The sequence below is a fragment of the Microbacterium sp. No. 7 genome (assembly GCF_001314225.1).
In the GTDB taxonomy this organism is placed as follows: Bacteria; Actinomycetota; Actinomycetes; order Actinomycetales; family Microbacteriaceae; genus Microbacterium.
Genome location: NZ_CP012697.1, coordinates 337,234 through 362,899 on the forward strand (window position 1 = coordinate 337,234; position 25,666 = coordinate 362,899).

Consider the following 25,666-nt stretch of genomic DNA (forward strand, 5'->3'; position numbering starts at 1 on the left):
ATCTGCACGCCGAGAATGCATCTGTGCGCCGAGAGTGCAGTTCCCACGTGCAGTCTCGGCGCACAGATGCACTCTCGCTGTCGGGCGGAGGAAGGATGGCGGGAGGAGGGATGCCGGGAGGAGGGATGCCGGCGGGTGCGAGGCCTACGCCGGGACCGGGGCGACGATGTCGCGGAGGCCGGGGAGCACGTCGGCGCGCAGGATCTCCAGCTGCTCCAGCCACTGGGTGCGCGGCGTGAGGTCGTGGTGGCCGGGGATCGAGATCGCGTCGAAGCCGTAGGCCTCGTGGTAGCGGGCCAGCTTGTCGAGCGCCTGCTGCGGGCTGCCCACGAGCGCCGAGCCCCGCTCCAGCCAGTCCTCGAACGAGTGGAAGGTCACGGCCGGGTCGAAGTCGTTGAACGTGTCGACGCGGCCGAAGAACCGGTCGTACGCGGCACGCGCGATCTCGAGCGCGTCCTGCGAGCGCTTCGCCAGATACACGCTGAACCCCGCGCCCACGCGGGCGTCGGCGGGATCGCGTCCGGCATCCGCCCAGGCCTGGCGGTAGTGCTGCACGAGCGGCAGGTATCCCTCGACCGACTTCTGCGCGTTGGCGACCCAGATGGGGTCGCCGTACTCGGCGGCGAGCTCGACCGTCGCCTTCGAGGTCGACGAGCCGTGCCATGCGGGGATGCGCGGCTGCAGCGGCGCGGGGTGCACGGTCGCGCCCCGCAGCGGCGAGTGCCGGATGAGCGGGCGGCCGGTCGGCGGGTCCCAGTCGACGGGCTCGCCCGACCAGAGCTGCCGCAGCAGCCGGTAGTTGTCGCGCTGTGTGTCCCACGCCTCCTCGCGGCCGATGCCGAACAGCTCCGACTGCTCGGGGCCGTTGCCCTTGCCGACGATGAGCTCGACGCGGCCGCCCGACAGCACGTCGAGGGTCGCGTAGTCCTCGGCGACGCGCACGGGGTCGAGCACCGACAGCAGCGTCACGCCCGTGAACAGGCGCAGCGTCGAGGTGCGCTGCGCGATCGCCGAGAGGATCACGGGCGGCGAGCTGGAGATGAACGGGGCGTGGTGCCGCTCGCCGACCGCGTAGCCGTCGAAGCCCAGCTGCTCGAACAGCACGGCGTTCTCGACGACGCCGTCGAGCCGCTCCTTCTGCGTGGGGACGCGCCCGTCGGGCCCCGGCCCGTTGGCGATGATGTCCAGTCCGATGACGGTGACCATGTGCTTTCTCTCCCTCAGTTCGTGAACCAGCGGTCGGCGATGTCGCCGAAGTCGTGCGTGCGCAGCCACTGCTCGTCGTACTCCGCGGCCGTGTAGTCGCGTGCGTGGTCGGCGGAGAACGCGACGATCACGTCGCCGGGGTTCGCGCTCTCGGCGCGCTCGAGCGCGACCTTGATGCTCAGCACCGAGCTGAGGCCCAGCAGCAGGCCCTCGGTGCGGGCGAGCCGGAACGCGAAGTCGATGACCTCGCCCTTCGTGCGCGCCTCGAGCGCGTCGAGCTGCTCGAGGTCGACGTTGTCGGCCCAGTCCTGCTCCAGCTCCTCGTGCCCGGGGGCGCGGTGGAACACCTTGTTCAGCGCGGCGTCCGCCCACGGCCGTTCGGGCAGGTCGAACGTCGTGCCGATGACCTGGATGCCGGGGGTGCGCTCGCGCAGGAAGCGTCCCGTGCCGCTCACCGTGCCGCCCGTCGCGATCGCCGCGATGAAGTGCGTGATGCGCCCCTCGGTCTGGTGCCACAGCTCGGGCCCGGTCGACGCGTAGTGCGCCGCGGGATTGCTCCGCACCGACTGCTGGCGCGACCACCACAGGTCGTCGTGCGCGGCGACCTCGCGCTCGGCGACCGACCACGCGTGCTCGGGGTCGTCCTTGTCGACGTCGAACCGCCCCGGGATGACGTCGACGCCCAGCAGGCGCAGCAGGTTGAGCTTGCCGGGCGACAGGTCGGGCTTGGCGATGACGGTCGACGGATGCCCCGTGAGCACGCCCGCGAGCGCGAGGGCGATCGACGTGTTGCCCTGACCGGTCTCGATGATCCGCGCGCCGCCCTGCAGCTCGCCGTTCGCGACCGCCTCGCGCAGGATGTTCACCGCGATCCGGTCCTTCGACGAGCCGCCGATGTTGAAGTGGTCGAGCTTGACGTAGACGGATGCCGGCAGGCCGCGCGTGAGCACGTTCAGCCGCACGAGGGGCGTGTTGCCGATCAGCTCGAGCACGCTGTCGTACGTGCGGCTGAGCGCGGCGTCGGGGTAGCTGGTCATGCGCCGACGGTAGGCGCGCCGCCCCGAGCCGCGCCGCCGGCCGCGCAACATGCCGACATCGTGGGGCCCGGCACGGCGCTCACGTGACGCCGCGTGTCACGCCGTGACCGTGGGTGACATGCCGGGGAAGGCACGGGCGTCGCCCTCTGCGAGTCTGTGGCCTCGGCGCGGCAGAGCGCCGAACGTTCACGACGACCCGAATTCACCACAGCACCGAATTCACCACAGCACGGAGGACACGGATGGCGGGCTACATCGGCAGGCGACTGCTGCAGGCACTCGGCGTGCTCTGGGCGGCGTACACCGTCTCGTTCCTCGTGCTGTTCGCGCTGCCCGCCGACCCCGTGCGCCTGCTCGCGGGCGGCGATGCGACCGACATCACGGATGAGCAGTTCGACGAGCTGCGCGCCCGGTACGGACTCGACCAGCCGCTCATCCTGCAATATCTCGGACAGCTCGGCCGTGTGCTGCGCGGCGACCTCGGCACGTCGATCGTCAGCGGCCGCCCCGTGGCGCAGATCCTCGCCGAGGCGATCGGGCCCACCGTGCAGATCGCCGCGGTCGGCTTCGTGATCGCCGTGCTCGTCGGCGGCACCCTCGCCTTCTTCGCGACGTTCACGCGCAGCCGCGCGCTCGCGAACGTGCTCATCGGCCTGCCGCCGCTGGGCGTCGCGGTGCCGTCGTTCTGGCTGGGCCTGCTGCTCATCCAGTGGTTCTCGTTCTCGATCCCGCTGTTCCCGGCCGTCGGCGACGGCGGTCCCATCGCGATCGTGCTCCCCGCGATCACCCTCGCGGTGCCGACCGGCGCGACGATCGCGCAGCTGCTCGCGAAGAGCCTCGACGGCGCGCTGCGCGAGCCGTACATCGACACGGCGTGGGCGAAGGGCGCGAGCCGATGGCGCGTGCACGTGCGGCACGCCCTGCGCAACGCGGCGTTGCCCGCCCTCACGATGACGGGCCTCGTCGTCGGCCAGCTGCTCTCGGGCACGGTCGTGACCGAGACGGTGTTCTCGCGGCCCGGCGTGGGCCGGGTGACCGCGGCCGCCGTGCAGCAGCAGGACATCGCGGTCGTGCAGGGCGTCGTGCTGTTCGCCGCGGTCGTCTTCGTGCTCGCCAACCTCGTCGTGGATCTCGTCTACCCGCTCGTCGACCCGCGCATCGTGCTCGCGGGCCGTCGCGGGCGGGGTCCGGCGGCGGGGGCGCCCGGGGCGTCGGCGGGATCTGGGTCCGCGTCGTCCCCGGGGTCCGGTCCCGGCTCGCCTCCGGCGTCCGGGGCGCCGCAGGCTGCGGCATCCGCCCAGGCTCCGGCGTCCGCGCAGAGTTCGGCATCCGCACAGGTCCCGGCGTCCGCGCCCGAGAAGCACCTCACCGCAGGAGGCACCCGATGAGCGACAGCACAGCGCTCCTTCCCGCCGCGCGCGAGCAGGCGGAGGACACCTTCGCGCAGACCGCGGGCGCCCGCTTCGACGACGCCGTCGCCGACCGCGCGGGCGACACCGGCACGCGCCGTCCCTCGCGTGCGCTCGCCGTGCTGCGCCGGCCCACGGTGGTGGTCGCCGCCGTGTGGCTCGTGATCGTCGCCGTCGCCGCGATCGCCCCGTCGCTGCTCGCCCCCGGCGACCCGCTGCTCGGCGTGCCCGCCGACAAGCTGCTGCCGCCGTCGGCCGAGCACCTCTTCGGCACCGACCAGATCGGCCGCGACCTCTACACCCGCACCGTGCACGGCGCGTCGCTCACCCTGTCGGCCGCGGCGATCGCCGTCGGCATCGGCATGCTCGTCGGCGCCGTCCTCGGTCTCGTCGCCGGCTTCACGGGCGGCCGCGTCGACGACCTCATCATGCGCTTCGCCGACGTGCTGCTCGCGATCCCCGGCCTGCTGCTCTCGCTCGCGATCATCACGGTGCTCGGCTTCGGCACCGTCAATGTCGCGATCGCCGTGGGCGCCGCGAGCGTCGCCTCGGTGTCGCGCATCATGCGCTCCGAGGTGCTGCGCGTGCGCTCGTCGCCGTTCGTCGAGGCCGCCTACACCTCCGGCAACCGCTGGCTGCGGGTGCTGCTGCGGCACGTGCTGCCGAACGCGATCGGCCCCGTGCTCGTGCTCGCGGTGCTCGAGCTGGGCGGCGCGATCCTCGCGGTGTCGTCGCTCAGCTTCCTGGGCTACGGCGCGCAGCCGCCGCTCGCCGAGTGGGGCTCGCTCGTCTCGGGCGGCCGCGACCACCTGCGCTCGGCGTGGTGGCTCACCACCTTCCCGGGCATCGCCATCGCGCTCACCGTGCTCTCCGCCCACCGCCTCTCCCGCGCCCTCGACACCGATCGGAGCGACCGATGACCGCCGTGCTCACCGTCGAAGGGCTGAGCGTCAGCTACCGCACGCCGCGCGGATCCGTGGACGCCGTGCAGGACGTCTCGTTCGAGGTGGCGCGCGGCGAGACCGTCGCCCTCGTGGGCGAGTCGGGCTCGGGCAAGTCGACGACGGCGCACGCCGTGGCGCGCCTGCTGCCGGCATCCGCGTCGCTCTCGTCGGGGCGCGCGCTGCTCGGCGACGTCGACCTCGTCACGGCGTCGGGCGCCGAGCTCGCGTCCATCCGCGGCCGTCGCATCGGCCTCGTGCCGCAGGACCCCACGGTGAGTCTCAACCCCGTCGCGCGCATCGGCGCGCAGGTGGCCGAGGCGCTGCTCGTGCACCGGCTCGCCGACCGTGCGACCGCGGCGCAGCGGGCCGTCGAGGCGCTCGCGCTCGCGGGCCTGCCCGACCCCGACGTGCGGGCGCGGCAGTACCCGCACGAGCTGTCGGGCGGCATGCGCCAGCGCGTGCTCATCGCGATCGCGATGATCGCCGGGCCCGAGCTGATCGTCGCCGACGAGCCCACGAGCGCGCTCGACGTCACGGTGCAGCGGCAGATCCTCGACCAGCTCGACGAGCTGCGCGCGCAGCGCGGCACCGGCATCCTCCTCATCACGCACGACCTGGGCGTCGCGGCCGACCGCGCCGATCGCGTGCTCGTGATGCACCGCGGGCGGCTCGTCGAGTCGGGCACGCCCGCGCAGGTGATCGGCGACCCGCGCGACGCGTACACGCGCCGGCTCATCGCCGCGGCGCCGAGCCTCAGCGCGCACCGCGGTGCCGCGACGCTGCTCTCCGCGCCGCGGAGCGCCGACGGGCCCGCGCTCGCCTGGGGTGCGGGAGGCGCGGGACGTGCGGAAAGCGCGGGGGCTGCGGAGGGATCGGGGGCTGCGCCCGCGTCGGAGCCGGCATCCGGCACCGCCGCGCCCGTGCTGGAGGTGCGCGACCTCGTGAAGGAGTTCGCGCTGCCGCGCGCGGCGGGCGGCGGCGTGCAGCGCGCCGTCGACGGCGTGTCGTTCCGCATCGACCGCGGCACGACGCTCGCGATCGTCGGCGAGTCGGGCTCGGGCAAGACGACCACCGCCCGCCTCGCGCTGCGCCTCGCCGACGCGACGTCGGGGACCGTGCTCGTCGACGGCGAGGACGTCACGGCCGTGCGCGGCGCGCCGCTGCGGCACCTGCGCCGCCGCGTGCAGCTCGTGCAGCAGAACCCCTACGCGACCCTCAACCCGCGCTGGACGGTCGCGCAGCTCATCGCCGACCCGCTGCGCGCGTTCGGCGAGGGCGACCGTCGCAGCCGTGCGCGGCGCGCGGCCGAGCTGCTCGACGTCGTCGCGCTTCCCGCCTCGGCGCTCGCGCGGCGTCCCGCGGAGCTGTCGGGCGGACAGCGGCAGCGCGTCGCGATCGCCCGGGCGCTCGCGATCTCGCCCGAGCTGCTCGTGCTCGACGAGCCGGTGTCGGCGCTCGACGTGTCGATCCAGCACCAGATCCTGAGCCTGCTCGTCGACCTGCAGCACCACTACGGCCTCACCTACCTGTTCATCTCGCACGACCTCGCCGTCGTGCGCCAGATCGCCCATCGCGTGGCCGTCATGCGGTCGGGTCGCATCGTCGAGACGGGCACGGCGGATGCCGTGTTCGGCGACCCGGTCGACCCCTACACGCGCGACCTGATCGACGCGATCCCCGGCGCCGCGCTGCGCGGCGCCGCCGTATGAACGGCCGCGCTGCGCGGCGCCGCCCTCCGAACCCTCACACCACAGCACACCAGTAAGGACACACACCATGAGATCCCGCATCCCCCTCCTCGCCGCGGCCGCGCTCGCGACCGCCCTCACCCTCACGTCGTGCGCGAGCGGCGGCTCGACGCCCGCCGCGTCGAGCGAGAGCCCGTCCGAGACGACGGCCGGCGGCCCCGTCGCGGGCGGCGAGCTCGTCTTCGCGATCGGCAACGACCCCATCTCGCTCAACCCGGCGGGCATCGGCTCGGGCAACGACACGTGGTACGTGACCCGCCAGCTCGTCGACTCCCTGCTCTACCAGAACCCCGAGACCAACCAGCTGGAGCCGTGGCTCGCCGAGTCGTTCGAGGCGAACGACGACGCGACGGTCTTCACGTTCGAGCTGCGCGACGACGTCACGTTCTCCGACGGCACGGCGTTCACCGCGGCATCCGTCAAGGCGACCTTCGACGACATCATCGCGGCGGGCGCGCTGAGCCAGGCCGTCGCCAACTTCGTCGGCTACGAGGAGACCGTCGTCGTGGACGACGACACCGTCGAGGTGCACTTCTCGACCCCGAACGCGGCGTTCCCGAACGCGACGGCGTCGGTCGGCCTCGGCATCGTGGGGGCGGCGACGCTCGAGGTGCCGTTCGAGGAGCGCGCCGACGGCGAGGCCGTCGTCGGCACCGGTCCGTTCACCCTCGAGAGCTACACGAAGGACGTCGCGACCGTGCTCACGAAGCGCGACGACTACGCGTGGGCGCCCGCGGCGCTCGGCAACGACGGCGCCGCCCACCTCGACGGCGTGACCTTCCAGGTCGTGCCCGAGGCCGGCGTGCGCACGGGCGGGCTCGAGTCCGACCAGTTCGACGTCATCGGCGGCGTGCAGCCGGGCGACGTGCCCGTCATCCAGGCCGCGGGCCTGCCGTTCATCCACCGCGCGAACCCCGGCATCAGCTTCGGCCTGTCGTTCAACCAGGGCAGCCCGCTCGGCGGCGACCCGGTCGTGCGCGAGGCGATCGCGCGCGGCATCGACGCCGAAGAGGTGCGCGACACCTCGCTCAACGAGCTGTTCAACGTCGGCACGAGCGCGCTCGCGAAGAACACGCCGTCGTGGGCCGACCAGAGCGCGTACTTCGCGTTCGACCCCGAGCAGGCGCAGAAGCTGCTCGACGACGCGGGCTGGAAGGCCGGCGCCGACGGCATCCGCGAGAAGGGCGGCCAGCGTCTGTCGCTCGAGCTCATCTGGATCACGAACTTCGGTCCCAACCAGACGACGCTCGAGCTCGTGCAGCAGCAGCTCAAGCAGATCGGTGTGGAGATCGTCCTCTCCGGCAGCGTCGTGCCCGACTACCTCGCCAAGCAGGATGCCGGTGACTTCGACATCGCGTTCGGCAACCTGTCGCGCGCCGACGGCGACGTGCTGCGCACGACGTTCTCGAAGGGCACGACGCGCTACGGCATCGACGACCCCGAGCTGGAGGCGCTGCTGCAGGCGCAGCTCGCCGCGGGCGACCAGGCCGAGCGCGACGCGATCCTCGCCGACGCGCAGGAGCGCATCGCGAGCCAGTACTACCAGGTGCCCGTGCACGAGCTGACGTCGATCCTCGGCGTGCAGGAGGACGTGCACGGCGTGAGCCTGGGCGCCGACTCGCGTCTCGACTCGCTCGTGGCGGCGTGGAAGGACGCGCAGTGACCGTGCCGTCGATCCCCCGCGCGGGGCTCGTCTTCGCGGGCAACCACCCCGAGGGCGAGCCGGGCGTCGGGCTGGAGCGGGCGCTGCGCCTGTTCGAGCTCTCGGAGCAGCTGGGGTACGACGTCGCCGGCATCCGGCAGCGCCACCTGGAGCGCGGCGTCTCATCGGCGCTGCCGTTCCTGGCGGCCGCGTCGCAGCGCACGCGCGTGATCCGGCTGGAGAGCGACGTCGTGCCGCTCGGCTACGAGACGCCGTTCCGGCTCGCCGAGGACTTCGGCACCGTCGACGCCCTGTCGGGCGGGCGGCTGAACGTGGGCATCAGCACGTCGTCGCCGCACGGCGATCTGCTCGCCGCGCTCGGCCGGTCGGATGCCGCCGTGGACCCCTACGCGCTCATCGAGCGCTTCCTGGAGGCGCTGGAGGGCCGTGCGCTCGCCGACGATCCGCTGTCGACGCCGTACGGTCCGCAGGTGCCGCGCATCGAGCCGCACGTGCCGGGGCTGCGCGACCGCGTGTGGCTCGGCGGCGGATCGACGCGGTCGGTGTCGTGGGCGGCGCGGCACGGGCTCAAGCTGCTGCTCGGCAACCTGACGGATGCGGGCGCGCACGACGCGTTCGAGCCCGCGCAGCGCGATCACATCGACCAGTACTACGCGGAGTTCGCCGGCGACGGCGAGCCCGTGGTCGGCGTGGAGCGGGTGATCGTGCCGACCGACTCGGCGACCGCCGAGCAGCGCGCGCACTATGCGGAGTATGCGGCGTCGCGCCACGAGCGCACGGTCGCGCCGGCCGTGTTCGGCTCGCGCCGGGTGGCCTTCCAGCGCGACCTGATCGGCTCGTCGGAGGAGATCATCGAGCGGTTGCGGGACGACCCGTCGATCGACGGCCGCACGGAGCTGCGGGTCGCGCTGCCCTACGGGTTCGCCGACGAGGAGTACCGCCAGATCCTCGCCGACATCCGACACGCCGTGCTCCCCGCCCTCGGCTGGCGACCCGCCCGCGCCGTGCCCGCCGCCGCACCACTGCTGAACCCCGCCGCGCCACCGCTGAACCCGGACGCGCCACCGCTGAACCCGGACGCGGCACTGCTGAACCCGGACGCGGGACTGCTGAACCCCGCCGGCTGAGCCGCCCCACCCCCAACCCGCTGGTCGAGTGCTCGCGGCGGAGCCGCGAGTGTATCGAGACCCTTGCCACGGTCCGTTACATGGGTTTCGATACGCCCGCTGACGCGGGCTACTCAACCAGCGGGAGTATGCGGGGGTGAAGGTGTGCGGGTGCATCCACCCCCGCTGGTCGAGTGCTCGCGGCGGAGCCGCGAGTGTATCGAGACCCTTCCCGCGGCCCGTTACACGGGTTTCGATACGCCCGCTGACGCGGGCTACTCAACCAGCGGGAGTATGCGGGGGTGGGTGGTGCGGGGGCGCGGGCCGCGGGCGCGTATGTGACGGCGGGTGACCGTGCGTGACGGTGGGGGTCGGGGTGGCGGGCGCGCGGGGCGCGGGCGGGGGAGGCTGGCGACACCGCCGAAACGGCCACCCACCACGACATCGCCGAACGGCCGTCCACCACGAACAGGAGTCCACGATGACCACGATCGAACCGCTGCGCCTCGGGGTCGCGCTGGAGGGTGCCGGGTGGCATCCGTCGGCGTGGCGCGAGCCGTCGTCGCGTCCGCACGAGCTGTTCACCGCCGCCTATTGGGCCGACCTCATCGGCATCGCCGACCGCGCGGGCATCGACTTCGCAACGATCGAGGACGAGCTCGCCCTGCAGTCGAGCGACGCCCTCGCGCCCGACGACCGCACCGACGAGGTGCGCGGCCGCCTCGACGCCCTGCTCATCGCGGCGCGCGTCGCGCCGGTCACCGAGCGCATCGGCCTCGTGCCGACGGTCACCACGACGCACACCGAGCCGTTCCACGTGTCGAAGGCGGTCGCGACGCTGGACCACGTCAGCGAGGGCCGGGCGGGCTGGCGCGCGAAGGTCTCGGCGCGTCCCGACGCGGCGCGTCACTTCGGCCGCCGCGAGACCGTCGACCTCGCGATCCCCCTCGACCTCGCCGACGAGCGGACCCGGCGGTTCGTCGAGGAGCTGTTCGCCGAGGCCGCCGACGTCGTCGAGATCGTGCGGCGGCTCTGGGACAGCTGGGAGGACGACGCCGAGATCCGCGACGTGCAGACCGACCGCTTCCTCGACGCCGACAGGCTGCACACGATCGACTTCGAGAGCGAGCGGTTCCGTGTGCGCGGCCCGTCGATCACGCCTCGCCCGCCGCAGGGGCAGCCGGTCGTCACGGTGCTCGCGCACTCCGCCGAGCCCTACCGTCTCGCGGCGACCTCGGCCGACGTCGTGTTCGTGACCCCGCGCGATGCGGCCGACGCGGCCGGCATCCTCGCCGAGGTCCGCGCGATCGAGGCCGAGGCCGAGCGCTCCGAGCGCCTGCGCGTCTTCGCCGATCTCGTCGTGTTCCTGGATGCCGCACGGCCGGCAGCCGCGGGACCGGATGCCACGGAGACGGCCACCCCCGAGACGGCCACTCCCGAGACGGATGCCGGCGAGCCGGCATCCGCGCGCCTGGCCCGCCTCGACGCGCTCGGCGGCCCGCTCTCCTCCGACGCGCGCGTGTTCGCGGGCTCGGCCGCGCAGCTCGCCGACGAGATCGCCGCACTGCACGCCGCCGGCTACGACGGCGTGCGGCTGCGCCCGGGCGTCGCGACCGACGACCTGCCCCGCATCGCCGATGACCTCGTGCCCGAGCTGCGCCGCCGCGGCCTGCTCGCGAGCGACGACGACGGGGCGCCCGTGTCGCTGCGCGCCCGCCTGGGTCTCACCGCCCAGGCCCCCAACCGCTACGCCCCGGCGCTCGCCGGCTGATCCGCAGGAGACCGAGATGACCACGAGAAAGCGCAAGCAGATCATCCTCGCCGCGTACGTCGGCGGGGTCAACGAGCACACCCTGTGGGAGCACCCGCAGGCCGGCAGCCAGATCGCGTTCGACACGTTCCGCCACGTCGCGCAGACCGCGGAGCGCGGAAGGTTCGACTACTTCTTCCTCGCCGAGGGCCTCGCGCTGCGCGAGCGCGCGGGCCGCGTGTTCGAGCACGACATCGCGGGACGCCCCGACACGCTCCCCGTGCTCGCGGCGCTCGCCGCCGTGACCGAGCACATCGGCCTCGTCGGCACCCTCAACTCGACGTTCAACGAGCCCTACGAGCTCGCCCGCCAGCTCGCGAGCCTCGACCACCTCTCCGGCGGCCGCGCGGGCTGGAACGTCGTGACCAGCTGGGACGCGTTCACCGGTCAGAACTTCCGCCGCGGCGGTTTCCTCCCCCGCGAGCAGCGCTACGCGCGCGCCGAGGAGTTCGTGCGCACCGTGCGCGAGCTGTGGGACTCGTGGGCGGGCGACGCGCTCGCCGCCGACAAGCAGTCGGGACGCTTCCTGCGCGACGCGTCGGCGGGCGTGTTCGCGCACCACGGCGACCAGTTCGACATCGAGGGCCGGTTCACGGTGCCGCGTTCGCCGCAGGGCCACCCGGTGATCGTGCAGGCGGGCGTCTCGCCGCAGGGCCGCGACTTCGCCGCCGCGAACTCCGACCTCATCTTCTCGCCCTACTCGCGGCTGCCCGAGGCGCGCGACTTCTACGACGACATCAAGAAGCGCGCGGTGGCGCACGGCCGGCATCCCGACGACATCAAGATCGTCCCCGGCGCCGGCTTCGTGCTCGGCGACTCGCGAGAGGATGCCGAGGAGAGGGCCGCGCACATCCGTGAGCAGCAGCTCAGCGACCGCGCCGTGCTCGTGCAGTTCGAGCAGCTCTGGAACCGCGACCTGTCGGCCTACGACCTCGACGGCCCGCTGCCCGACGTCGACCCCGACCCCGAGGCGCCGCCGATCATCCAGGGCCGTGCGTTCATCCACCAGGACCGCTTCGAGACGGTGCGTCAGTGGCGCGCGCTCGCCGAGGCGAAGGGGCTGAGCATCCGCGGGCTCGCCGCCGAGGTCTCGACGCGCGAGCAGTTCGTCGGCACGCCCGAGCAGGTCGCCGACGCGCTCGACGCGTTCGTGCAGGCCGACGGCGCCGACGGGGTCGTGATCGGCGGCCACCACACCCCGCACGGCCTCGACGAGTTCGTCGAGAAGGTCGTGCCGCTGCTGCAGGAGCGCGGCTCGCTGCGCTCGGAGTACGAGGGCACCACGCTGCGCGAGAACCTGGGCCTCCCGGTGCCCGCGCGACGACCCGCCCACGCCGACCTGGCCGCCACGGCCTGACCCGCACCCCGACCCGCAGTCTGACCGAGAGGACATCGAGCAATGAGCATCGCGACCGAGAGCCGCACCGAGGACGGCGCCGAGAGCAGCGCCGACGCGCAGGCGGCCTTCGCCGACGAGTGGCGGCAGTGGCACGGCGCGCACGAGGAGCGTCGCACCGACCCGCACGGGTTCTTCGCCGTCACGGGCCTGCACTGGCTGACTCCCGAGCCCACGCGGTTCGACGGCATCCCCGGCACGTGGTCGACGGGTGCGGAAGGACCGATCGTCGACCTCGCCGAGGGCGAGACGCTGATGGTCGACGGCGAGGCCGCCACGGGCAGGCGCGCGTTCGGAGTGCTGGCCGAGCGCGGCGGCCTGACGGTCTCGTTCGAGGAGGGGGTGATCGAGATCGCCAAGCGCAGCGGCCACGACATCCTGCGCCCGCGGCGCCCCGACCACCCCTTCCTCTCCGCCTATCGGGGAACGGACGCCTTCGAGCCGCAGCCGCGGTGGCGCGTGCCCGCGCGGTTCGTCGCGTTCGATGCACCGCGGCCGACCGAGGTCGGCGCCGCGGTCGACGGGCTCACGCACGTGTACGACGCGCCGGGCGTGCTCGAGTTCGCGGTGGACGGCGAGGAGTACCGGCTCACCGCCTTCCCGGGCCACACGGAGGGCTTCACGGTGCTGTTCACCGACGCGACGAGCGGCGTCACGACGTATGCCGCGAACCGCACGGTGAGCGTCGCCGAGCCGGACGCCGAGGGCCGCACGGTCATCGACTTCAACCGCGCCGTGAACCTGCCGTGCGCGTACACCGACTTCGCGACGTGTCCGCTGCCCCCGGTCGAGAACCGCCTGCCGATCCCCGTCGAGGCCGGCGAGAAGACCCCGACGCAGCGCGTGCGCGCCGACGCGCCGCTCGTCGCGCCCGCCGGCGCATCGGCGGCGTAGCGATGCCCCGCGGCATCCCGCGCGCCTCCGCCACCCCCACCGGCTTCGGAGAATCGCGCGAAGCTCGGATGATTCCCGGGGGATCATCCGAGGCTCGTCACTTTCTCCGAGCTTCGTGAAGCGGGAGCCGGGGCGGGGGCGCGGCGTTCCCGAGGAGATCGCGCGTTCCCGAGGGCGGATGCCGGGCGTGCCGGCCCTCGGGAACGACGTCTCCCTCGGGAACGACGTGGCCCTCGGGAACGACGTCTCCCTCGGGAACGACGTCTCCCTCGGGAGCGACGTGGCCCGTGGGAGGGACGCCCCGGGCGGGAGCGACGCCCCGGGGGAGGACGACGCCGCGGCGTCCGACCGCCGTGCGGCGCTGTGGGCGTGCCTCGCCGCCGGGTTCGCGACGCTGTTCGACGCGACGACGGTCGCCTACACGGCGCCGTCGCTCGCGTCGACGCTCGCCGCGCCGACGTCGGCGGTGCAGTGGTTCCTCGCGTCGTTCTCGCTCACCTTCGGCCTCGGACTCGTGCCCGGGGGCCGGCTGGGCGACGCCTACGGCCGGCGCCGGCTGTTCCTCGCCGGGCTCGCGGTGTTCCTCGCCGGCGGGATGCTCTCGGCGCTCGGCCCCGAGGTCACCGCCGTCGTCGCGGGGCGCTTCGTGCAGGGCCTCGGCGCGGGGCTCATCAGCGCGCAGGTGCTGGGCGTCATCCAGGACCTGTACCGCGGCGCCGACCGCATCCGCGCGTTCGCGGCGTACTCGGCGGTGGGCGCGGCGGCGGGGCTCGTGGGGCCGCTCGTCGCCGGCATCCTGCTCACGAGCGTTCCCGAGGCGGTCGCGTGGCGGTGCGTGCTCGCCGCACCGCTGCCGTTCGTCGTCGTCGCGGGCGTGCTCGCGTGGCGCGGCGTGCCCCGCACCGACGTGCGCGCCGCGCGGGTGACGCTCGACCTCCCCGCGATCGTGCTGCTCGGCACGCTCGTCGTGCTGCTCATGCTGCCCGTCATCGAGCCGGGGCTCGACGCGCGCGTGCAGACGGCGGTGCTCGCGGTGTGCGGTGTCTCAGCCGTCGCCCTCGTGCTGTGGGAGCGCGCGTACACGCGCCGCGGCGGGCTGGCGCTGTTCACGCCCCTGCTGCTGCGCTCGCGGGGCTTCCTCGCGGGCAACGTCGTCGCCCTGCTGTGGTTCGGCGCGCTGCTCGCGCAGAGCGCCGTGCTCACCCTGTATCTGCTGCAGGCGACGGATGCCCCCGCGATCCTCGTCGCGGCGATCTTCCTGCCCGGGGCGCTGGGCCGCATGGCGGCGTCGGCCGTGAGCCAGCGGATGTTCGCGCGGTTCGGCGCGTTCGCGGTGATCGGCGGCCTCGCGCTGGAGACCCTGCTGAGCGGCACCCTCGCGCTCGCCGCCCCGGCGCTCGACCTCGCGGCGCTGCTGGTCGTCGTGGCCGTCGCGAACGCGGGCCTCGGCGCGGCGGGCGGGCTCGTCGAGCCGACCCTGCGCGCCCTCACCCTCGCCCATGCGACGCACGGGCTGCATGGCGTCGCGGCATCCTTCCTGCAGCTCACGCAGCGTCTCTCGGCGACCTATGCCGTCGCGCTCGCGACCGGCATCCTGCTCGGCGCGACGGGCGTCGCGACCCCCGCGTCGCTGCAGCGCGCGCTGTTCGTGTGCGCGGCCGCCGTCGCCGTCTCGGCGATCGTCGCGTGCGACGTGTCGCTCCGCCGCGCCGCCGCTGCGCTCGCCCCCGCGGGCTGAGCCCCGCGCCCGCGCTCGCGGGCTGAGGCCCGCGCCCGCGGCATCCGCCCCGCCCTCACCGGCCTCGGAGGATCGCGCGAGGTCCGGAGGATGCCGCCGAGATCGTCCGAACTCCGCGTGATTCTCCGAACCCCGTGGGCACCGCAGGCCACCGCAGCGACGGATGCCGTCGACGCGCCCTTGCGCTCCGTGACCGCTCTTTGCGCAATGTGACCACGCCGCGTCCGCCCGGCACGGGCCCCGTGGTGCTCTAGTGCGCAACCCGGCCGGCGTCCGCCGCGGGTCCCGAACAGTGAGGAGGTGGTCGCATGCGCTACGTCGCACGTCGCGTCGTCTACGCGATCTTCGTGGTGTGGGCCGCGTTCACCGTGACGTGGCTGCTGCTGTTCCTGCTGCCCGGCAGCAACGTCGAGACGCTGCTCGGCACGTCGGGCCTCGGCACCAACGACACGCTGCGCGCCGCGCTCGAGGAGCGCTACGGGCTCGACCGCTCACCGGTCGAGCAGTACGTCACGCTGCTCTTCCGCGCCGTCACGGGCGACTTCGGCGTCTCGACGCAGCTCGGCGTGCCCGTCACGCAGATCATCGGCGGCGCGCTGCCGCACACGCTCGCGCTCGGCGCGCTCGCCCTCGCGATCAGCATCGTGCTCGGCATCGGCGTCGCGATCTTCGCGAACACCGTGCGCGGCGCGTGGCTGCGCAACCTGCTGTTCTCGCTGCCGTCGCTGTTCCTGTCGGTGCCGGTGTTCCTGACCGGACTCATCCTCATCCAGATCTTCGCGTTCCAGCTGCACCTGCTGCCCGCGGTCGGCAACGACGGGTTCCGTGCGCTGATCCTGCCGGCGCTCACGTCCGGCATCCCCGCGAGCGCCGCGATCGCGCAGGTGACGACCAAGACGCTCTACGAGTACCGGCACGGACCCCAGGCCGCCTACCTGCGGGCGCGCGGGGTCGGCACGTCGCGCATCCTCTTCGCGCACGGCCTGCGCAACGCGATCATCCCCGCCGCGACCATCGTCGGCATGTCGATCGGCGGCATCCTCGCGGGCGCCGTCATCACCGAGACGGTGTTCTCGCGCCAGGGCCTCGGACGCGTGCTGCAGGCCGGCGTCGTGAACCAGGACATCCCCGTCGTGCAGGGCGTCGTCGCGATCTCGGCGCTGCTGTTCGCGCTCGCGAACCTCGCCGTCGACCTCGTGTACCCCCGCATCGACCCCCGCATCAGATTGGTCACCGCATGAGCACGCACCTCGACGAGCGCCGGCCGCTCGGGACCCCTCCGACACAGGATGCCGGGACGACACAGGATGCCGGGACGACACAGGATGCCGGGACGCGGGATGCCGCCGCCTCCGGGACCGCGGTGCCGGACGCCGCCGCCTCCGGCACCGCGGCGCCGGGTGCCGCGCCCCCGGGCGCCGCGGCGCTCACCGCCGCACCCCGCTGGCGCATCCGGCGCGAGTGGGTCGCGCAGGCGATCCAGCCCACCTTCGTCGTCTCGGCGCTGCTGCTGCTCGCCGTCATCGCCGCGGGGTTCTGGCCGGCGCTGTTCACCGCGGTCGACCCGTACGCGACCGACCTCGTCGGCAAGCTGCAGCCGCCGTCGGCGGAGCACGTGCTCGGCACCGACAACCTCGGCCGCGACCAGTTCTCGCGTCTCGTGCACGGCACGAGCAACACGCTCATCGCATCGCTGCTCGCCGTCGTCCTCGGCCTCTCGGTGAGCGCCGTGCTGGGCGTGCTCGCCGGCTACCTCGGCGGCTGGGTCGACGAGGTCATCGGCCGCTTCGTCGACGTCTTCCTCGCCCTGCCCGGCCTGCTCGTGTCGCTCATGATCGTCACGGCGCTCGGCTACGGCACCCTCAACATCGCGATCGCGGTGGGGCTCGGCTCGGTCGCCGCGTTCACCCGCATCCTGCGCGCCGAGGTGCTGCGGGTGCGCGAGTCCGACTTCGTGACGGCGGCCCGCCTCTCGGGCCTGCGCTGGTGGAGCATCCTGCCGCGGCACGTCTTCCCGCACTCGATCGTGCCGGTCGTCGCGCTCATCGCGCTGCAGTTCGGCGAGGCGCTGCTGTCGATCTCGGCGCTCAGCTTCCTCGGCTTCGGCGTGCAGCCGCCCGAGCCCGAGTGGGGCCTGCTCGTCTCGGAGGGGCGCACCTACCTCTCGACGGCGTGGTGGCTCGCGATCCTGCCCGGCGTCTTCATCGTGCTCGTCGTGCTCGCCGCCAACCGCGTGAGCACCTTCATCTCGCGGGCGTGGTGACCATGACGGCATCCGACCCCCTCCTGCGCATCGACGACCTCAGCGTGCGCTACGTCTCGCGCGGCGGCGATCTGCTCGCCCTCGACCGCGTCTCGTTCGAGCTGGGCCGCGGCGAGCGGCTCGCGATCATCGGCGAGTCGGGCTCGGGCAAGTCGACGCTCACGCACGCCCTGCTCGGCATCCTTCCGCGCACCGCGCACGTCACGGCACGCACGGCCACGCTCGACGGCATCGGCCTGCTCGACGGGCTCACCGAGAAGCAGTGGAACCGGCTGCGCCGCACCCGCGTCGCCTACGTGCCGCAGGACCCGAACATCGCGCTCAACCCCGTGCGGCCGATCGGCGCGCAGATCACCGAGGCGATCGTGCTGGCGCGCGGCAAGGTCGAGAGGCTGCGCCTGCGCGAGGACGCCCTCGCCCTGCTGCGCCGCGTGGGCATCGCCGACGCCGAACGCGCGTTCTCGTCGTATCCGCACCAGCTCAGCGGCGGGCAGCGCCAGCGCGTGCTCATCGCGATCGCCCTCACGGGCGAGCCGCGGGTCATCGTCGCCGACGAGCCCACGTCGGGTCTCGACGTGACGGTGCAGAAGACCGTGCTCGACGCGCTCGACGACCTCGTGCGCACGACCGGCGTCGCGCTCGTCCTCGTGACGCACGACCTCGCGGTGGCGCGGCAGCGGTCCGATCGCCTGCTCGTGCTGAACCGCGGGTGCATCGTCGAGCGGGGAGACACCCGCGCCGTGACCGACGCGCCGAGCGACCCCTACACCCGCCGCCTGCTCGAGGCCGTGCCGTCGCTGCACGCCGGCAAGCTCGCGCCGGGCCCCGGCATCGCGCAGGTGCAGGCGCCGCCCGACGGCGACGGTCTGGTCGCCGCGGACATCGTCAAGAGCTACGTCGTGCGCGACGCGCGCCGCGGCAAGACCACGGTCGACGCCGTGCGCGGCGTCGGCTTCGCCATCCCGCCGGGCACGACCTACGGCCTCGTCGGCGAGTCGGGCTCGGGCAAGTCGACCCTCGCGCGCATCGTCGCGGGCATCGACGCCCCGGATGCCGGAACCGTGCTGCTGCACGGCGAGGACGTCGCGCACGCCCGCGGATCGCGGTGGCGCGCGCAGCGCACGCGCATCCAGTACGTGTTCCAGAACCCGTACTCGTCGCTCGATCCGAAGCTCACGGTCGCCGACATCATCGGCGAGCCGCTGCGCGGCTTCGGCCTCGCGAAGGGCGCCGAGGCCGCCCGCCGTGTCGCCGAGGCCGCGGACGCCGTGGGCCTGACCGCCGCGCAGACGAGCCGCCGTCCCACCGAGCTGTCGGGCGGACAGCGCCAGCGCGTCGCCCTCGCGCGGGCGATCGTGCTGCGCCCCGAGCTGATCGTGCTCGACGAGCCGGTGTCGTCGCTCGACGTGTCGGTGCAGGCGCAGATCATGCAGCTGCTCGTCGACCTGCAGCACGAGTTCGGCGTCGCCTATCTGTTCATCTCGCACGACCTCGCCGTCATCCGCGAGCTCTCCGACCGCGTCGGCGTGCTGCGGCGCGGCGAGCTCGTCGAGGAGGGCGCCGTGGCCGACGTGTTCGCACGGCCCGCGCACGACTACACGCGCCGGCTCCTGGTATCCATCCCCGTCTTCTCCTGACCCACCACCACGAACGGAATCACATGTCTCTCACCTCTTCTCTCCGCACCGTTCCCGTCATCGCGGTCGCCCTGTCGGCGACGCTGCTGCTCAGCTCGTGCAGCAGCGGCAGCGGCGGCGATCCCGGCGGCGACGCCGGCACCGCGTCGAGCGCGGCGGCCGGCGAGCGCGTCGACGGCGGCAGCATCACCGTCTACTCCGCGACCGTGCGCACGATCGACCCGCGTCAGAACCACGGGTTCGTGGGCCGCGCGCTCGCCGACTCGCTGCTCGACATCGACCCCGAGACCTTCGAGTACAAGCCGTGGCTGGCCACCGACTGGTCCGTCAACGACGACCAGACGGAGTTCACCTTCGTGCTGCGCGACGACGTCACCTTCACCGACGGCACGCCCTTCGACGCCGAGGCGGTCAAGGCCAACTTCGACGGCGCGAAGGCGCAGATCGAGCAGGGCAGCGGCTGGTACATCCAGGGGCTGTTCGACTTCTACGCGGGCACCGACGTGGTCAGCGACACCGAGGTGGTCGTGAGGTTCAGCGAGCCGAACCCGGCGTTCCTGCCGACCATCCCGACGAGCTTCCTCTCCATCCTCTCGCCCGCATCGTTCGACAACACGCTCGAGCAGCGGCAGGCGGGGGAGTTCGTCGGCACCGGTCCGTTCGTGCTCGACTCGTACACCCCGAACGAGCAGATCACCCTCACGCGCAACGAGGACTACGCGTGGGCGTCCGGCGCGGCGGAGCACGACGGCCCCGCGAGCCTGGAGAGCATCACGGTCAACTTCGTCGACGAGCAGAGCGTGCGCGAGAACGCGCTGCTGGCCGGCGAGATCCAGCTCGCCCAGAACCCCACGGTCGAGGGCTCCAAGCAGCTCGTCGCACAGGGCTTCGACCTGTACTACCGGGCGCAGTCGGGCAACCCCTACAGCTTCGTCGCCAACTTCGCACGGCCGCTCACGAAGGACATCGACGTGCGTCGCGCGCTCGCGAAGGTGATCGACCGCGACACGATCCAGCAGGCCATCACGACCGACATCGAGCCCGCCTCGACGAGCGTGCTGACGCCGCAGACCTACGGCTACGCCGACCAGTCCGACCTCATCGGCTTCGATCTGGAAGGCGCCGCGAAGATCCTCGACGACGCGGGATGGGTGCCGGGCGCCGACGGCATCCGCGAGAAGGACGGCCAGCGCCTGTCGCTCATCGTGGTCAACTGGTGGGAGCCGAAGGCCGTCATCGACGCGCTGCAGCTCATCAAGGAGGATGCCGCGAAGGCCGGCATCGAGATCGAGCTCGTCGTCGAGACCCCGGGCGGCTCCACGTGGGCCAGCGGCGAGTACGACTTCCTCTACAACAACGCGACGCGCGCCGACGGCGGACACGCCCTCTACGGCCAGTACACCGACGCGTTCCTCGCGACGCAGGGCGTGACGGCCGCCGACGTCACCGAGCCGGGGTCGGACCTCAGCGGGATCATCGCGCAGTCGTTCACCGAGACCGACGTCGACGTGCGCGCCGACCTGCTCGCCCAGGCGCAGCAGATCATCGTGCGCGACGCCGTGCGCATCCCGATCTTCGACAACGTCAACAGCGAGTCGGGCTACTTCGCGGCCGACCCGCGCCTGCACGGCCTGCGCGAGAGCTCGATCTCGGAGCTCGTGCTCGCCGACGCGTGGCTCGAGCAGTGAGCGGACGCGTGGATCGAGCAGGGAGCCGCGGCACGATGACCGACCTGGTGATCCGGCGGGTGCAGGACGACGAGTTCGCCGCCGTCGGCGAGGTGACGTACGCGGCGTACGCGCACGACTACGACGACCTCACCGACGACTACATCGACGGTCTCCGGCATCCCGAGCGCCTGCGGCCCGAGTACGAGACGTGGCTCGCCGAGCGCGACGGCCGCATCGTGGGCGCGATCTCGATCCGGCACGCGCACCTGTTCGAGGAGGGCTGGATCGAGCGCGACGAGCTGTACTTCCGGCTCCTCGCGGTCGCGCCGTCGGCACGCGGCACAGGCGTGGGGCAGGCGCTCATCGCGCACGCCTTCGACCTCGCGCGCGAGCGCGGGGCCGTGCGCGTCACGATGAACAGCGGACCGCAGATGCGCGGCGCGCACGCGCTGTACCGCAAGCTGGGCTTCACCGAGCCGTCCGACCGCCAGCGGCTCGTGACCCACGGCGACCGCACGGTGCAGCTGCACACGTTCGTCCGCGACGTGGAGCCCGTCGGCGTGTAGCGGCCGCGCCTCTCTCGCCGACCTCGGAGAATCGCGCGAGGTTCGGACGATCCCCGCGGATCGCTCCGAGCCTCGTGCGGTTCTCCGAGCTTCGCGGGCCGGATGCCGGGGTGCGGGGTCAGAACACCTGGAAGGCGAAGCAGCCCGAGACGCCCACGATGAACGCGACGAACAGGCCGATCGTCACCCAGACGCTGCCCGCCGAGCCCTCTTCCTCGTCGAGGGCCGCGTCGTCGGCATCCACGGCATCCGTGCTCTCGAGCGCATCGTCGGCGCTCTCGGCGGTGAGGTCCTGCGACGTCTGCTCGAGGGTCATGTGCCGGTCACCAATCTGTTGATGTCGAAGACGAGGGCGACGATCAGCACGGCGAACACGACCACCATGAACCACGTGTACATCCAGCGATGCCGATGGTTCGAGATCCAGAAGCGGCGCACGCTGATGACGCCGTTGACCATCGCGAACAGCGACAGCGCGATGCTCAGGGGTGCGACGACCGCGCCGCTGATCGCCGTGATCGGGATGAGGATGGGGATCGCCACGTAGCTGATGAGGCAGCGCACCGCCGACACGATGATCGACGTGCGGAACGCGCGGTGCGCGCCACGGGCGGCCTTCTTGTCGGTCGACGAGATGCCGAGCAGGCGCCGCATGAAGCGATCTGCGGGCGCGACCGTGGGCAGCTCCGGAGACGGTGCGGGGCGCACCTGCGTTGACGACATCGACCACCAGCCCGATCAGCTCTTCGCGCGTACCGATCCAGGGTACCGCGGATGCCGGGGCCCGCGCCCCTCGGCGGTCGCGGAGCCGGCGGGTCCCGGGGGCGGGTGCGGCGGGTCGGCCCGGGAGGACCCGCGGGGCCGGGTCCCGGGTGCGGCGGGTCAGGCCTCGGCGGCGCGGCGGTACTCCTCGTCGGTCACGTGCTCGAGCCAGGTCGTGCCGCCCGACGGGTCGCCGCCGTTGTCGATGATCGCGAGGTGCTGCATGAACCGGTCGGGTGCGGCGCCGTGCCAGTGCTCCTCGCCGGGCGGGGTGTAGACCGTCTGTCCCGGCGTCGCGCGCAGCACCGTGCCGTCGCGGGTGCCCAGCAGGGCGACGCCCTCGGTGATGTGCAGCGTCTGGCCGTTCGCGTGCGAGTGCCAGGCGGTGCGCGCGCACGGCGCGAAGCGCACGGATGCCACGGTCACCCGCTGGCTCTCGCCGTGGGGCGCGGCGATGAGGTCGAGCCAGACGTCCCCCGCGAAACGCTCGGGCGGGTTCTTCACGGTCGGCTGCGCAGGTTCGAGATGCATCCTCCGACGCTACGCCCCCGCCCCGCGTCCCCCGCCGAGATGGTGGATTCTTCCGCGAGACGGTGGGTTCTGCGTCGAGATGGTGGGTTCTGCGTCGAGATGGTGGGCACCGTCTCGGCGAGAAACCCACCATCTCGCGGAAGTGAGGGACCGTCTCGGCGAAAAGGGCACCGTCTCGGCGCGGAGGGCGCCGGCGCGCCGAGGGGTGTGGGGCGAGCGCGGGGCGGGCGGGCGCGGGTCAGCGAGGGCGGCCGGGGGCGTGCTCGAAGATGAGGCTCGTGCTCGTCGCGGCGACCTCGGGGTGGAGGCTGAGGGTGTCGGAGACGAGCTCGCGCAGCGCGCGGGTGTCGCGCACCGCGACGTGCAGCAGGAAGTCGCGGTCGCCCGCGACGAAGTACACGCGCCGCGTCGCCGGCAGCCGCTCGAGGTAGGCCTGGAACCGTCGCAGATCGCCGCGCGCGTGCGCGTGCAGGCGGATCGTGATGAGCGCCTCCAGGTGCAGCCCCCGCGCGGCGGGATCGACCTCGGCGTGGAACCCGACGATCGCCCCGCTCGCGACGAGCGCGCGCACGCGCTTGAGGCACGTCGACTCCGCGACGCCCACGCGGCGGGCGAGCTCGGTGTTCGAGATGCGGCCGTCGTGCTCCAGCTCGTCGAGGATCGCGAGGTCGACGGCATCCAGATCGGCGAACGGATCGGATGCCGCGGACGCGGCGTCCGGCAGAGCGGGGCGCGACGGGGCGGGTGCGGCGCCCGCCGGGATCGCCGTCGAAGAAACCGGCTCCGCGGCGTCACCTTCCCCCCGCGACGAGGGGATTCTTCGTGCAGATGGCATTCCGGCATCCATTTCTTCGGGATCCTCCCACGATGCCCGTGGGATCCCCACAATAGTGACATCCGAGGGGAAGGGGATCGTCGTGCGCACGATCGTGATCGGTGCCGGCATGGTCGGGCTCGCGACCGCCTGGCACCTGCAGCAGCGCGGCACGGAGGTCGTCGTCGTCGACCGCGCCGGCGTGGCCGCCGGGTCGTCGTGGGGCAACGCCGGGTGGCTGACGCCCGCGAAGACGATCCCGCTCGCCGACCCGAGCCTGTGGACCTACGGTCCGCGCGCCCTGCTCGACCCGGATGCCGCGCTGCACGTGCCGCCGCGGATCGATGCGCGGCTGTGGGGCTTCCTCGCGCGTTTCGCCGCGCACGGCACGCATCGCGCGTGGGACCGCACGATGGCCGCGCTCACCCCCGTCGACACGATGGCGCTCGCCGCGTTCGACGAGCTGACCGACGGCGGCGTCGACGCATGGACCCGCGAGGGCCCGTTCGTCATCGGCTTCCGCGAGCAGGCGCACGCGAAGGGGTTCCTGCGCGAGATCGCGGGCGTCGAGCGGCACGGCCAGCGGGTCGCGCTCGAGCGGCTCGACGATCCGCGCGCGCTCGCACCCGTGCTGTCGGATGCCGTGGGCGTCGCGTACCGCCTCGACGGCCAGCGCTTCCTCGAGCCGGATGCCTTCGTGAACGCGCTCGCCGACGCGGTCGTCGCGCGCGGCGGCGAGCTGCGCACGGGCGATGCCGTGCGCACCGTCGGCTCGCACCGCACGCCGTGGGTCGTGCTCGCGGGCGGCGAGCGGCTCGACGCCGACGCGGTCGTGATCGCCACGGGCGCCTGGCTGCCGCGCCTCGCCCGTCCGCTGGGCGTGCGGGTGCCGGTGCAGGCGGGCCGCGGCTACTCGTTCACGGTCGACACCGCGCATCCCGCGGCGCATCCCGTGTACCTGCCGTATCAGCGCATCGCGTGCACGCCCTACCGGGGCCGCTTCCGCATCGCCGGCACGATGGAGTTCCGCGGACCCGACGAGCCCGCGCAGCCGCGGCGCGTGCAGGCGATCGTCGCGCAGGCGCGGGAGCTGTTCCAGGGCGTCGACCTCGACCGGCGTCACGACGAATGGGTCGGCTCGCGCCCCGTGACGCCCGACGGCCTGCCGCTCGTCGGCGCGACGCGCGCGCCCGGCGTGTTCGTCGCCGGCGGGCACGGCATGTGGGGCATCGTGCTCGGCCCCGTGACGGGCCGGCTGCTCGCCGAGCGCATCGTCACCGGCCGCACCGACCCCGCGATGGCCCCGTTCGACCCGCTGCGCTGAGGCGGGTCGCCCGGAGCCGGTTGCCCGAACTCCTCCAATCCGACGCGTCTCTGCCGCCCGTGCCGCAGGATGACGCGGGACCGGCGGCCGACATGCGCCGGATCGGAGGAGTTCGGACCGACGGGATCTGGTGCCGGCGCCCGCTACGCCCAGGGGAAGGGGCGGTCGCGGGCGATCTCGCCGTCGCGGCCGATGGCCTCGAGCGTGTCGCCGCCGGCGCGCAGGCACAGCCAGGTGAGCGGCTCGGCGCTCGAGGGCGCCGCGCGCCACGCGCGCCACACGCCCGCGCCGACGCGCACGACGGTGCCCGCGTGCACCGAGACCACCTCGTCGTCGAGCGCGAACTGACCCGTGCCGCCGAGGAACACATAGAGCTCCTCGAGCCGCGTGTGCGTGTGCCAGAACGGCGCCTCGCCGCCCGGCGCGAGCGAGTTGGCCGACATGCCCAGGAACTGCGCCGCGAGGTCCTTCTCGACGAACCGCTTGCCCGGGGCCGCGCCCGTGTAGTCGCCCCATGCGCCGATGGCGCCGATGTCGAGAATCTCGTAGTTGCTCATGCTGTCACCGTATCCGAGCCGCGTGTCGCGTCGGCGCCCAGCATCATCTGCCACACCCAGGCCGCCGCGGTGCGGGGCGACGGGCGCGGATCGCGGTCGAGCCACGCGCGGATGACGCCGAGCGCGGAGCCGGCGATGCCGGCGGCGACGATGTCGACGGGCAGGCCCTCGAAGGGCGTGCCCGGGCCCGTGGCATCCACCCTCTCGCGCACGAGGATGCCGATGCGCTCGCGCAGGCGCTTCATGACGGTCGCCGAGCCGTGCTCGCCGAGCGCCATCCGGTAGAGGGCGGCGTTGGCGTCCACGTGCTCGAGGTAGCCGAAGAGCGCCGCCGGCGGCGCGTCGAGCGTGTCGGGGGCGACGGGCACGTGCGACCCGGCCTCCTCGATGATCGCGTCGAGCGCGTCGGCGAGCAGCACCTCCTTGTCGGAGAAGTGCTGGTAGAAGCTGCTGCGGTTGACGCCCGCGCGCTCGGCGATGTCGCCCACGGTGATCGACTCGAACGGACGCTCCCGTGCGAGCTCGAGCAGCGCGAGCTGCAGGCTGCGCCGCGTGCGGGCCACTCGGGGATCCATAGCAGCATCCTTCCAG

Annotated in this window: 23 protein-coding genes; 15 read left to right on the plus strand and 8 right to left on the minus strand. The window is 73.2% G+C overall.

The window, feature by feature from the left end; translation table 11 throughout:
- Positions 1-144 precede the first annotated feature (144 nt).
- Both AOA12_RS01460 and AOA12_RS01465 read right to left on the minus strand, forming a co-directional pair.
- Complete coding sequence (locus tag AOA12_RS01460; RefSeq protein ID WP_054679142.1) at positions 145-1,206, minus strand: LLM class flavin-dependent oxidoreductase; 1,062 nt, start codon at positions 1,204-1,206, stop codon at positions 145-147.
- Positions 1,207-1,220: 14 nt separating this feature from the next.
- Positions 1,221-2,243 carry a PLP-dependent cysteine synthase family protein gene (locus AOA12_RS01465; protein WP_197281032.1) on the minus strand — a complete coding sequence of 341 codons (1,023 nt, stop codon included), beginning with the start codon at positions 2,241-2,243 and terminating at the stop codon, positions 1,221-1,223.
- 242 nt (positions 2,244-2,485) lie between these two features.
- Between AOA12_RS01465 and AOA12_RS01470 the strand changes: the two genes are divergently transcribed.
- The 14 genes from AOA12_RS01470 (at position 2,486) to AOA12_RS01535 (ending at position 21,087) form a co-directional block, all read left to right on the plus strand.
- Positions 2,486-3,631 (plus strand): ABC transporter permease, encoded by a 1,146-nt coding sequence (locus AOA12_RS01470; protein ID WP_082405851.1) that lies wholly within the window; start codon positions 2,486-2,488, stop codon positions 3,629-3,631.
- Positions 3,628-4,572: an ABC transporter permease gene (locus AOA12_RS01475; RefSeq protein ID WP_054679148.1), complete on the plus strand. Its 945-nt coding sequence runs from the start codon at positions 3,628-3,630 to the stop codon at positions 4,570-4,572. Before AOA12_RS01470 ends, AOA12_RS01475 begins: the two co-directional genes overlap by 4 nt.
- Positions 4,569-6,305 carry a dipeptide ABC transporter ATP-binding protein gene (locus tag AOA12_RS01480; RefSeq protein WP_054679151.1) on the plus strand — a complete coding sequence of 579 codons (1,737 nt, stop codon included), beginning with the start codon at positions 4,569-4,571 and terminating at the stop codon, positions 6,303-6,305. The genes AOA12_RS01475 and AOA12_RS01480 overlap by 4 nt, the downstream gene beginning before the upstream one ends.
- Before the next feature lie 67 nt (positions 6,306-6,372).
- Positions 6,373-8,007 (plus strand): ABC transporter substrate-binding protein, encoded by a 1,635-nt coding sequence (locus AOA12_RS01485; RefSeq protein WP_054679155.1) that lies wholly within the window; start codon positions 6,373-6,375, stop codon positions 8,005-8,007.
- Positions 8,004-9,134 carry an LLM class flavin-dependent oxidoreductase gene (locus tag AOA12_RS01490; protein ID WP_054679159.1) on the plus strand — a complete coding sequence of 377 codons (1,131 nt, stop codon included), beginning with the start codon at positions 8,004-8,006 and terminating at the stop codon, positions 9,132-9,134. Before AOA12_RS01485 ends, AOA12_RS01490 begins: the two co-directional genes overlap by 4 nt.
- A gap of 460 nt (positions 9,135-9,594) precedes the next feature.
- Positions 9,595-10,884, plus strand: a complete 1,290-nt coding sequence (locus AOA12_RS01495) for an LLM class flavin-dependent oxidoreductase (RefSeq protein WP_054679162.1) — start codon at positions 9,595-9,597, stop codon at positions 10,882-10,884.
- Positions 10,885-10,900: 16 nt separating this feature from the next.
- A complete protein-coding gene (locus tag AOA12_RS01500) occupies positions 10,901-12,280 on the plus strand; it encodes an NtaA/DmoA family FMN-dependent monooxygenase (RefSeq protein ID WP_054679165.1) in 1,380 nt (459 codons plus the stop codon).
- Between the two features lie 42 nt (positions 12,281-12,322).
- Positions 12,323-13,213, plus strand: a complete 891-nt coding sequence (locus AOA12_RS01505) for a DUF1684 domain-containing protein (RefSeq protein ID WP_054679168.1) — start codon at positions 12,323-12,325, stop codon at positions 13,211-13,213.
- 187 nt (positions 13,214-13,400) lie between these two features.
- Positions 13,401-14,951 carry an MFS transporter gene (locus AOA12_RS01510; protein WP_156366346.1) on the plus strand — a complete coding sequence of 517 codons (1,551 nt, stop codon included), beginning with the start codon at positions 13,401-13,403 and terminating at the stop codon, positions 14,949-14,951.
- A gap of 308 nt (positions 14,952-15,259) precedes the next feature.
- A complete protein-coding gene (locus tag AOA12_RS01515; RefSeq protein WP_054679174.1) occupies positions 15,260-16,192 on the plus strand; it encodes an ABC transporter permease in 933 nt (310 codons plus the stop codon).
- Positions 16,189-17,214, plus strand: coding sequence for an ABC transporter permease (locus AOA12_RS01520; protein ID WP_082405852.1), 1,026 nt, complete (start codon positions 16,189-16,191; stop codon positions 17,212-17,214). The genes AOA12_RS01515 and AOA12_RS01520 overlap by 4 nt, the downstream gene beginning before the upstream one ends.
- A gap of 2 nt (positions 17,215-17,216) precedes the next feature.
- Entirely contained in the window at positions 17,217-18,851 is a 1,635-nt protein-coding gene (locus AOA12_RS01525) for a dipeptide ABC transporter ATP-binding protein (RefSeq protein WP_054679180.1), read from the plus strand.
- Positions 18,852-18,874: 23 nt separating this feature from the next.
- Complete coding sequence (locus AOA12_RS01530) at positions 18,875-20,539, plus strand: ABC transporter substrate-binding protein (protein WP_054679183.1); 1,665 nt, start codon at positions 18,875-18,877, stop codon at positions 20,537-20,539.
- A 35-nt stretch (positions 20,540-20,574) separates the two neighbouring features.
- Positions 20,575-21,087 carry a GNAT family N-acetyltransferase gene (locus tag AOA12_RS01535; RefSeq protein WP_054679186.1) on the plus strand — a complete coding sequence of 171 codons (513 nt, stop codon included), beginning with the start codon at positions 20,575-20,577 and terminating at the stop codon, positions 21,085-21,087.
- A gap of 118 nt (positions 21,088-21,205) precedes the next feature.
- Here AOA12_RS01535 and AOA12_RS01540 read toward each other — a convergent pair whose 3' ends face one another.
- The 4 genes from AOA12_RS01540 to AOA12_RS01555 form a co-directional block, all read right to left on the minus strand.
- Positions 21,206-21,403 carry a hypothetical protein gene (locus tag AOA12_RS01540; RefSeq protein ID WP_054679190.1) on the minus strand — a complete coding sequence of 66 codons (198 nt, stop codon included), beginning with the start codon at positions 21,401-21,403 and terminating at the stop codon, positions 21,206-21,208.
- Entirely contained in the window at positions 21,400-21,810 is a 411-nt protein-coding gene (locus tag AOA12_RS01545) for a hypothetical protein (protein WP_054679193.1), read from the minus strand. The genes AOA12_RS01540 and AOA12_RS01545 overlap by 4 nt, the downstream gene beginning before the upstream one ends.
- Before the next feature lie 159 nt (positions 21,811-21,969).
- A complete protein-coding gene (locus AOA12_RS01550) occupies positions 21,970-22,380 on the minus strand; it encodes a (R)-mandelonitrile lyase (protein ID WP_054679196.1) in 411 nt (136 codons plus the stop codon).
- A 238-nt stretch (positions 22,381-22,618) separates the two neighbouring features.
- Complete coding sequence (locus AOA12_RS01555; RefSeq protein ID WP_082405853.1) at positions 22,619-23,215, minus strand: Lrp/AsnC family transcriptional regulator; 597 nt, start codon at positions 23,213-23,215, stop codon at positions 22,619-22,621.
- Between the two features lie 55 nt (positions 23,216-23,270).
- Between AOA12_RS01555 and AOA12_RS01560 the strand changes: the two genes are divergently transcribed.
- Positions 23,271-24,518, plus strand: a complete 1,248-nt coding sequence (locus tag AOA12_RS01560) for an NAD(P)/FAD-dependent oxidoreductase (RefSeq protein ID WP_054679200.1) — start codon at positions 23,271-23,273, stop codon at positions 24,516-24,518.
- Between the two features lie 143 nt (positions 24,519-24,661).
- Here the strand turns inward: AOA12_RS01560 and AOA12_RS01565 are convergent, their stop codons facing one another.
- Together AOA12_RS01565 and AOA12_RS01570 are read right to left on the minus strand one after the other, a co-directional pair.
- Complete coding sequence (locus AOA12_RS01565) at positions 24,662-25,075, minus strand: cupin domain-containing protein (RefSeq protein ID WP_054679204.1); 414 nt, start codon at positions 25,073-25,075, stop codon at positions 24,662-24,664.
- Positions 25,072-25,650, minus strand: coding sequence for a TetR/AcrR family transcriptional regulator (locus AOA12_RS01570; RefSeq protein ID WP_054679207.1), 579 nt, complete (start codon positions 25,648-25,650; stop codon positions 25,072-25,074). Before AOA12_RS01570 ends, AOA12_RS01565 begins: the two co-directional genes overlap by 4 nt.
- Positions 25,651-25,666: the final 16 nt, after the last annotated feature.

Excerpts from the sequence above, each read along its gene's own strand:
- AOA12_RS01570 (WP_054679207.1), bottom strand. The coding sequence starts at position 25,650 with ATGGATCCCCGAGTGGCCCGCACGCGGCGCAGCCTGCAGCTCGCGCTG.
- AOA12_RS01520 (WP_082405852.1), top strand. The coding sequence starts at position 16,189 with ATGAGCACGCACCTCGACGAGCGCCGGCCGCTCGGGACCCCTCCGACA.
- AOA12_RS01525 (WP_054679180.1), top strand. The coding sequence starts at position 17,217 with ATGACGGCATCCGACCCCCTCCTGCGCATCGACGACCTCAGCGTGCGC.
- AOA12_RS01465 (WP_197281032.1), bottom strand. The coding sequence starts at position 2,243 with ATGACCAGCTACCCCGACGCCGCGCTCAGCCGCACGTACGACAGCGTG.
- AOA12_RS01475 (WP_054679148.1), top strand. The coding sequence starts at position 3,628 with ATGAGCGACAGCACAGCGCTCCTTCCCGCCGCGCGCGAGCAGGCGGAG.
- AOA12_RS01495 (WP_054679162.1), top strand. The coding sequence starts at position 9,595 with ATGACCACGATCGAACCGCTGCGCCTCGGGGTCGCGCTGGAGGGTGCC.
- AOA12_RS01470 (WP_082405851.1), top strand. The coding sequence starts at position 2,486 with ATGGCGGGCTACATCGGCAGGCGACTGCTGCAGGCACTCGGCGTGCTC.
- AOA12_RS01485 (WP_054679155.1), top strand. The coding sequence starts at position 6,373 with ATGAGATCCCGCATCCCCCTCCTCGCCGCGGCCGCGCTCGCGACCGCC.
- AOA12_RS01545 (WP_054679193.1), bottom strand. The coding sequence starts at position 21,810 with ATGTCGTCAACGCAGGTGCGCCCCGCACCGTCTCCGGAGCTGCCCACG.
- AOA12_RS01550 (WP_054679196.1), bottom strand. The coding sequence starts at position 22,380 with ATGCATCTCGAACCTGCGCAGCCGACCGTGAAGAACCCGCCCGAGCGT.
- AOA12_RS01535 (WP_054679186.1), top strand. The coding sequence starts at position 20,575 with ATGACCGACCTGGTGATCCGGCGGGTGCAGGACGACGAGTTCGCCGCC.
- AOA12_RS01505 (WP_054679168.1), top strand. The coding sequence starts at position 12,323 with ATGAGCATCGCGACCGAGAGCCGCACCGAGGACGGCGCCGAGAGCAGC.
- AOA12_RS01555 (WP_082405853.1), bottom strand. The coding sequence starts at position 23,215 with ATGCCATCTGCACGAAGAATCCCCTCGTCGCGGGGGGAAGGTGACGCC.
- AOA12_RS01530 (WP_054679183.1), top strand. The coding sequence starts at position 18,875 with ATGTCTCTCACCTCTTCTCTCCGCACCGTTCCCGTCATCGCGGTCGCC.
- AOA12_RS01460 (WP_054679142.1), bottom strand. The coding sequence starts at position 1,206 with ATGGTCACCGTCATCGGACTGGACATCATCGCCAACGGGCCGGGGCCC.
- AOA12_RS01480 (WP_054679151.1), top strand. The coding sequence starts at position 4,569 with ATGACCGCCGTGCTCACCGTCGAAGGGCTGAGCGTCAGCTACCGCACG.
- AOA12_RS01500 (WP_054679165.1), top strand. The coding sequence starts at position 10,901 with ATGACCACGAGAAAGCGCAAGCAGATCATCCTCGCCGCGTACGTCGGC.
- AOA12_RS01515 (WP_054679174.1), top strand. The coding sequence starts at position 15,260 with ATGCGCTACGTCGCACGTCGCGTCGTCTACGCGATCTTCGTGGTGTGG.
- AOA12_RS01565 (WP_054679204.1), bottom strand. The coding sequence starts at position 25,075 with ATGAGCAACTACGAGATTCTCGACATCGGCGCCATCGGCGCATGGGGC.
- AOA12_RS01540 (WP_054679190.1), bottom strand. The coding sequence starts at position 21,403 with ATGACCCTCGAGCAGACGTCGCAGGACCTCACCGCCGAGAGCGCCGAC.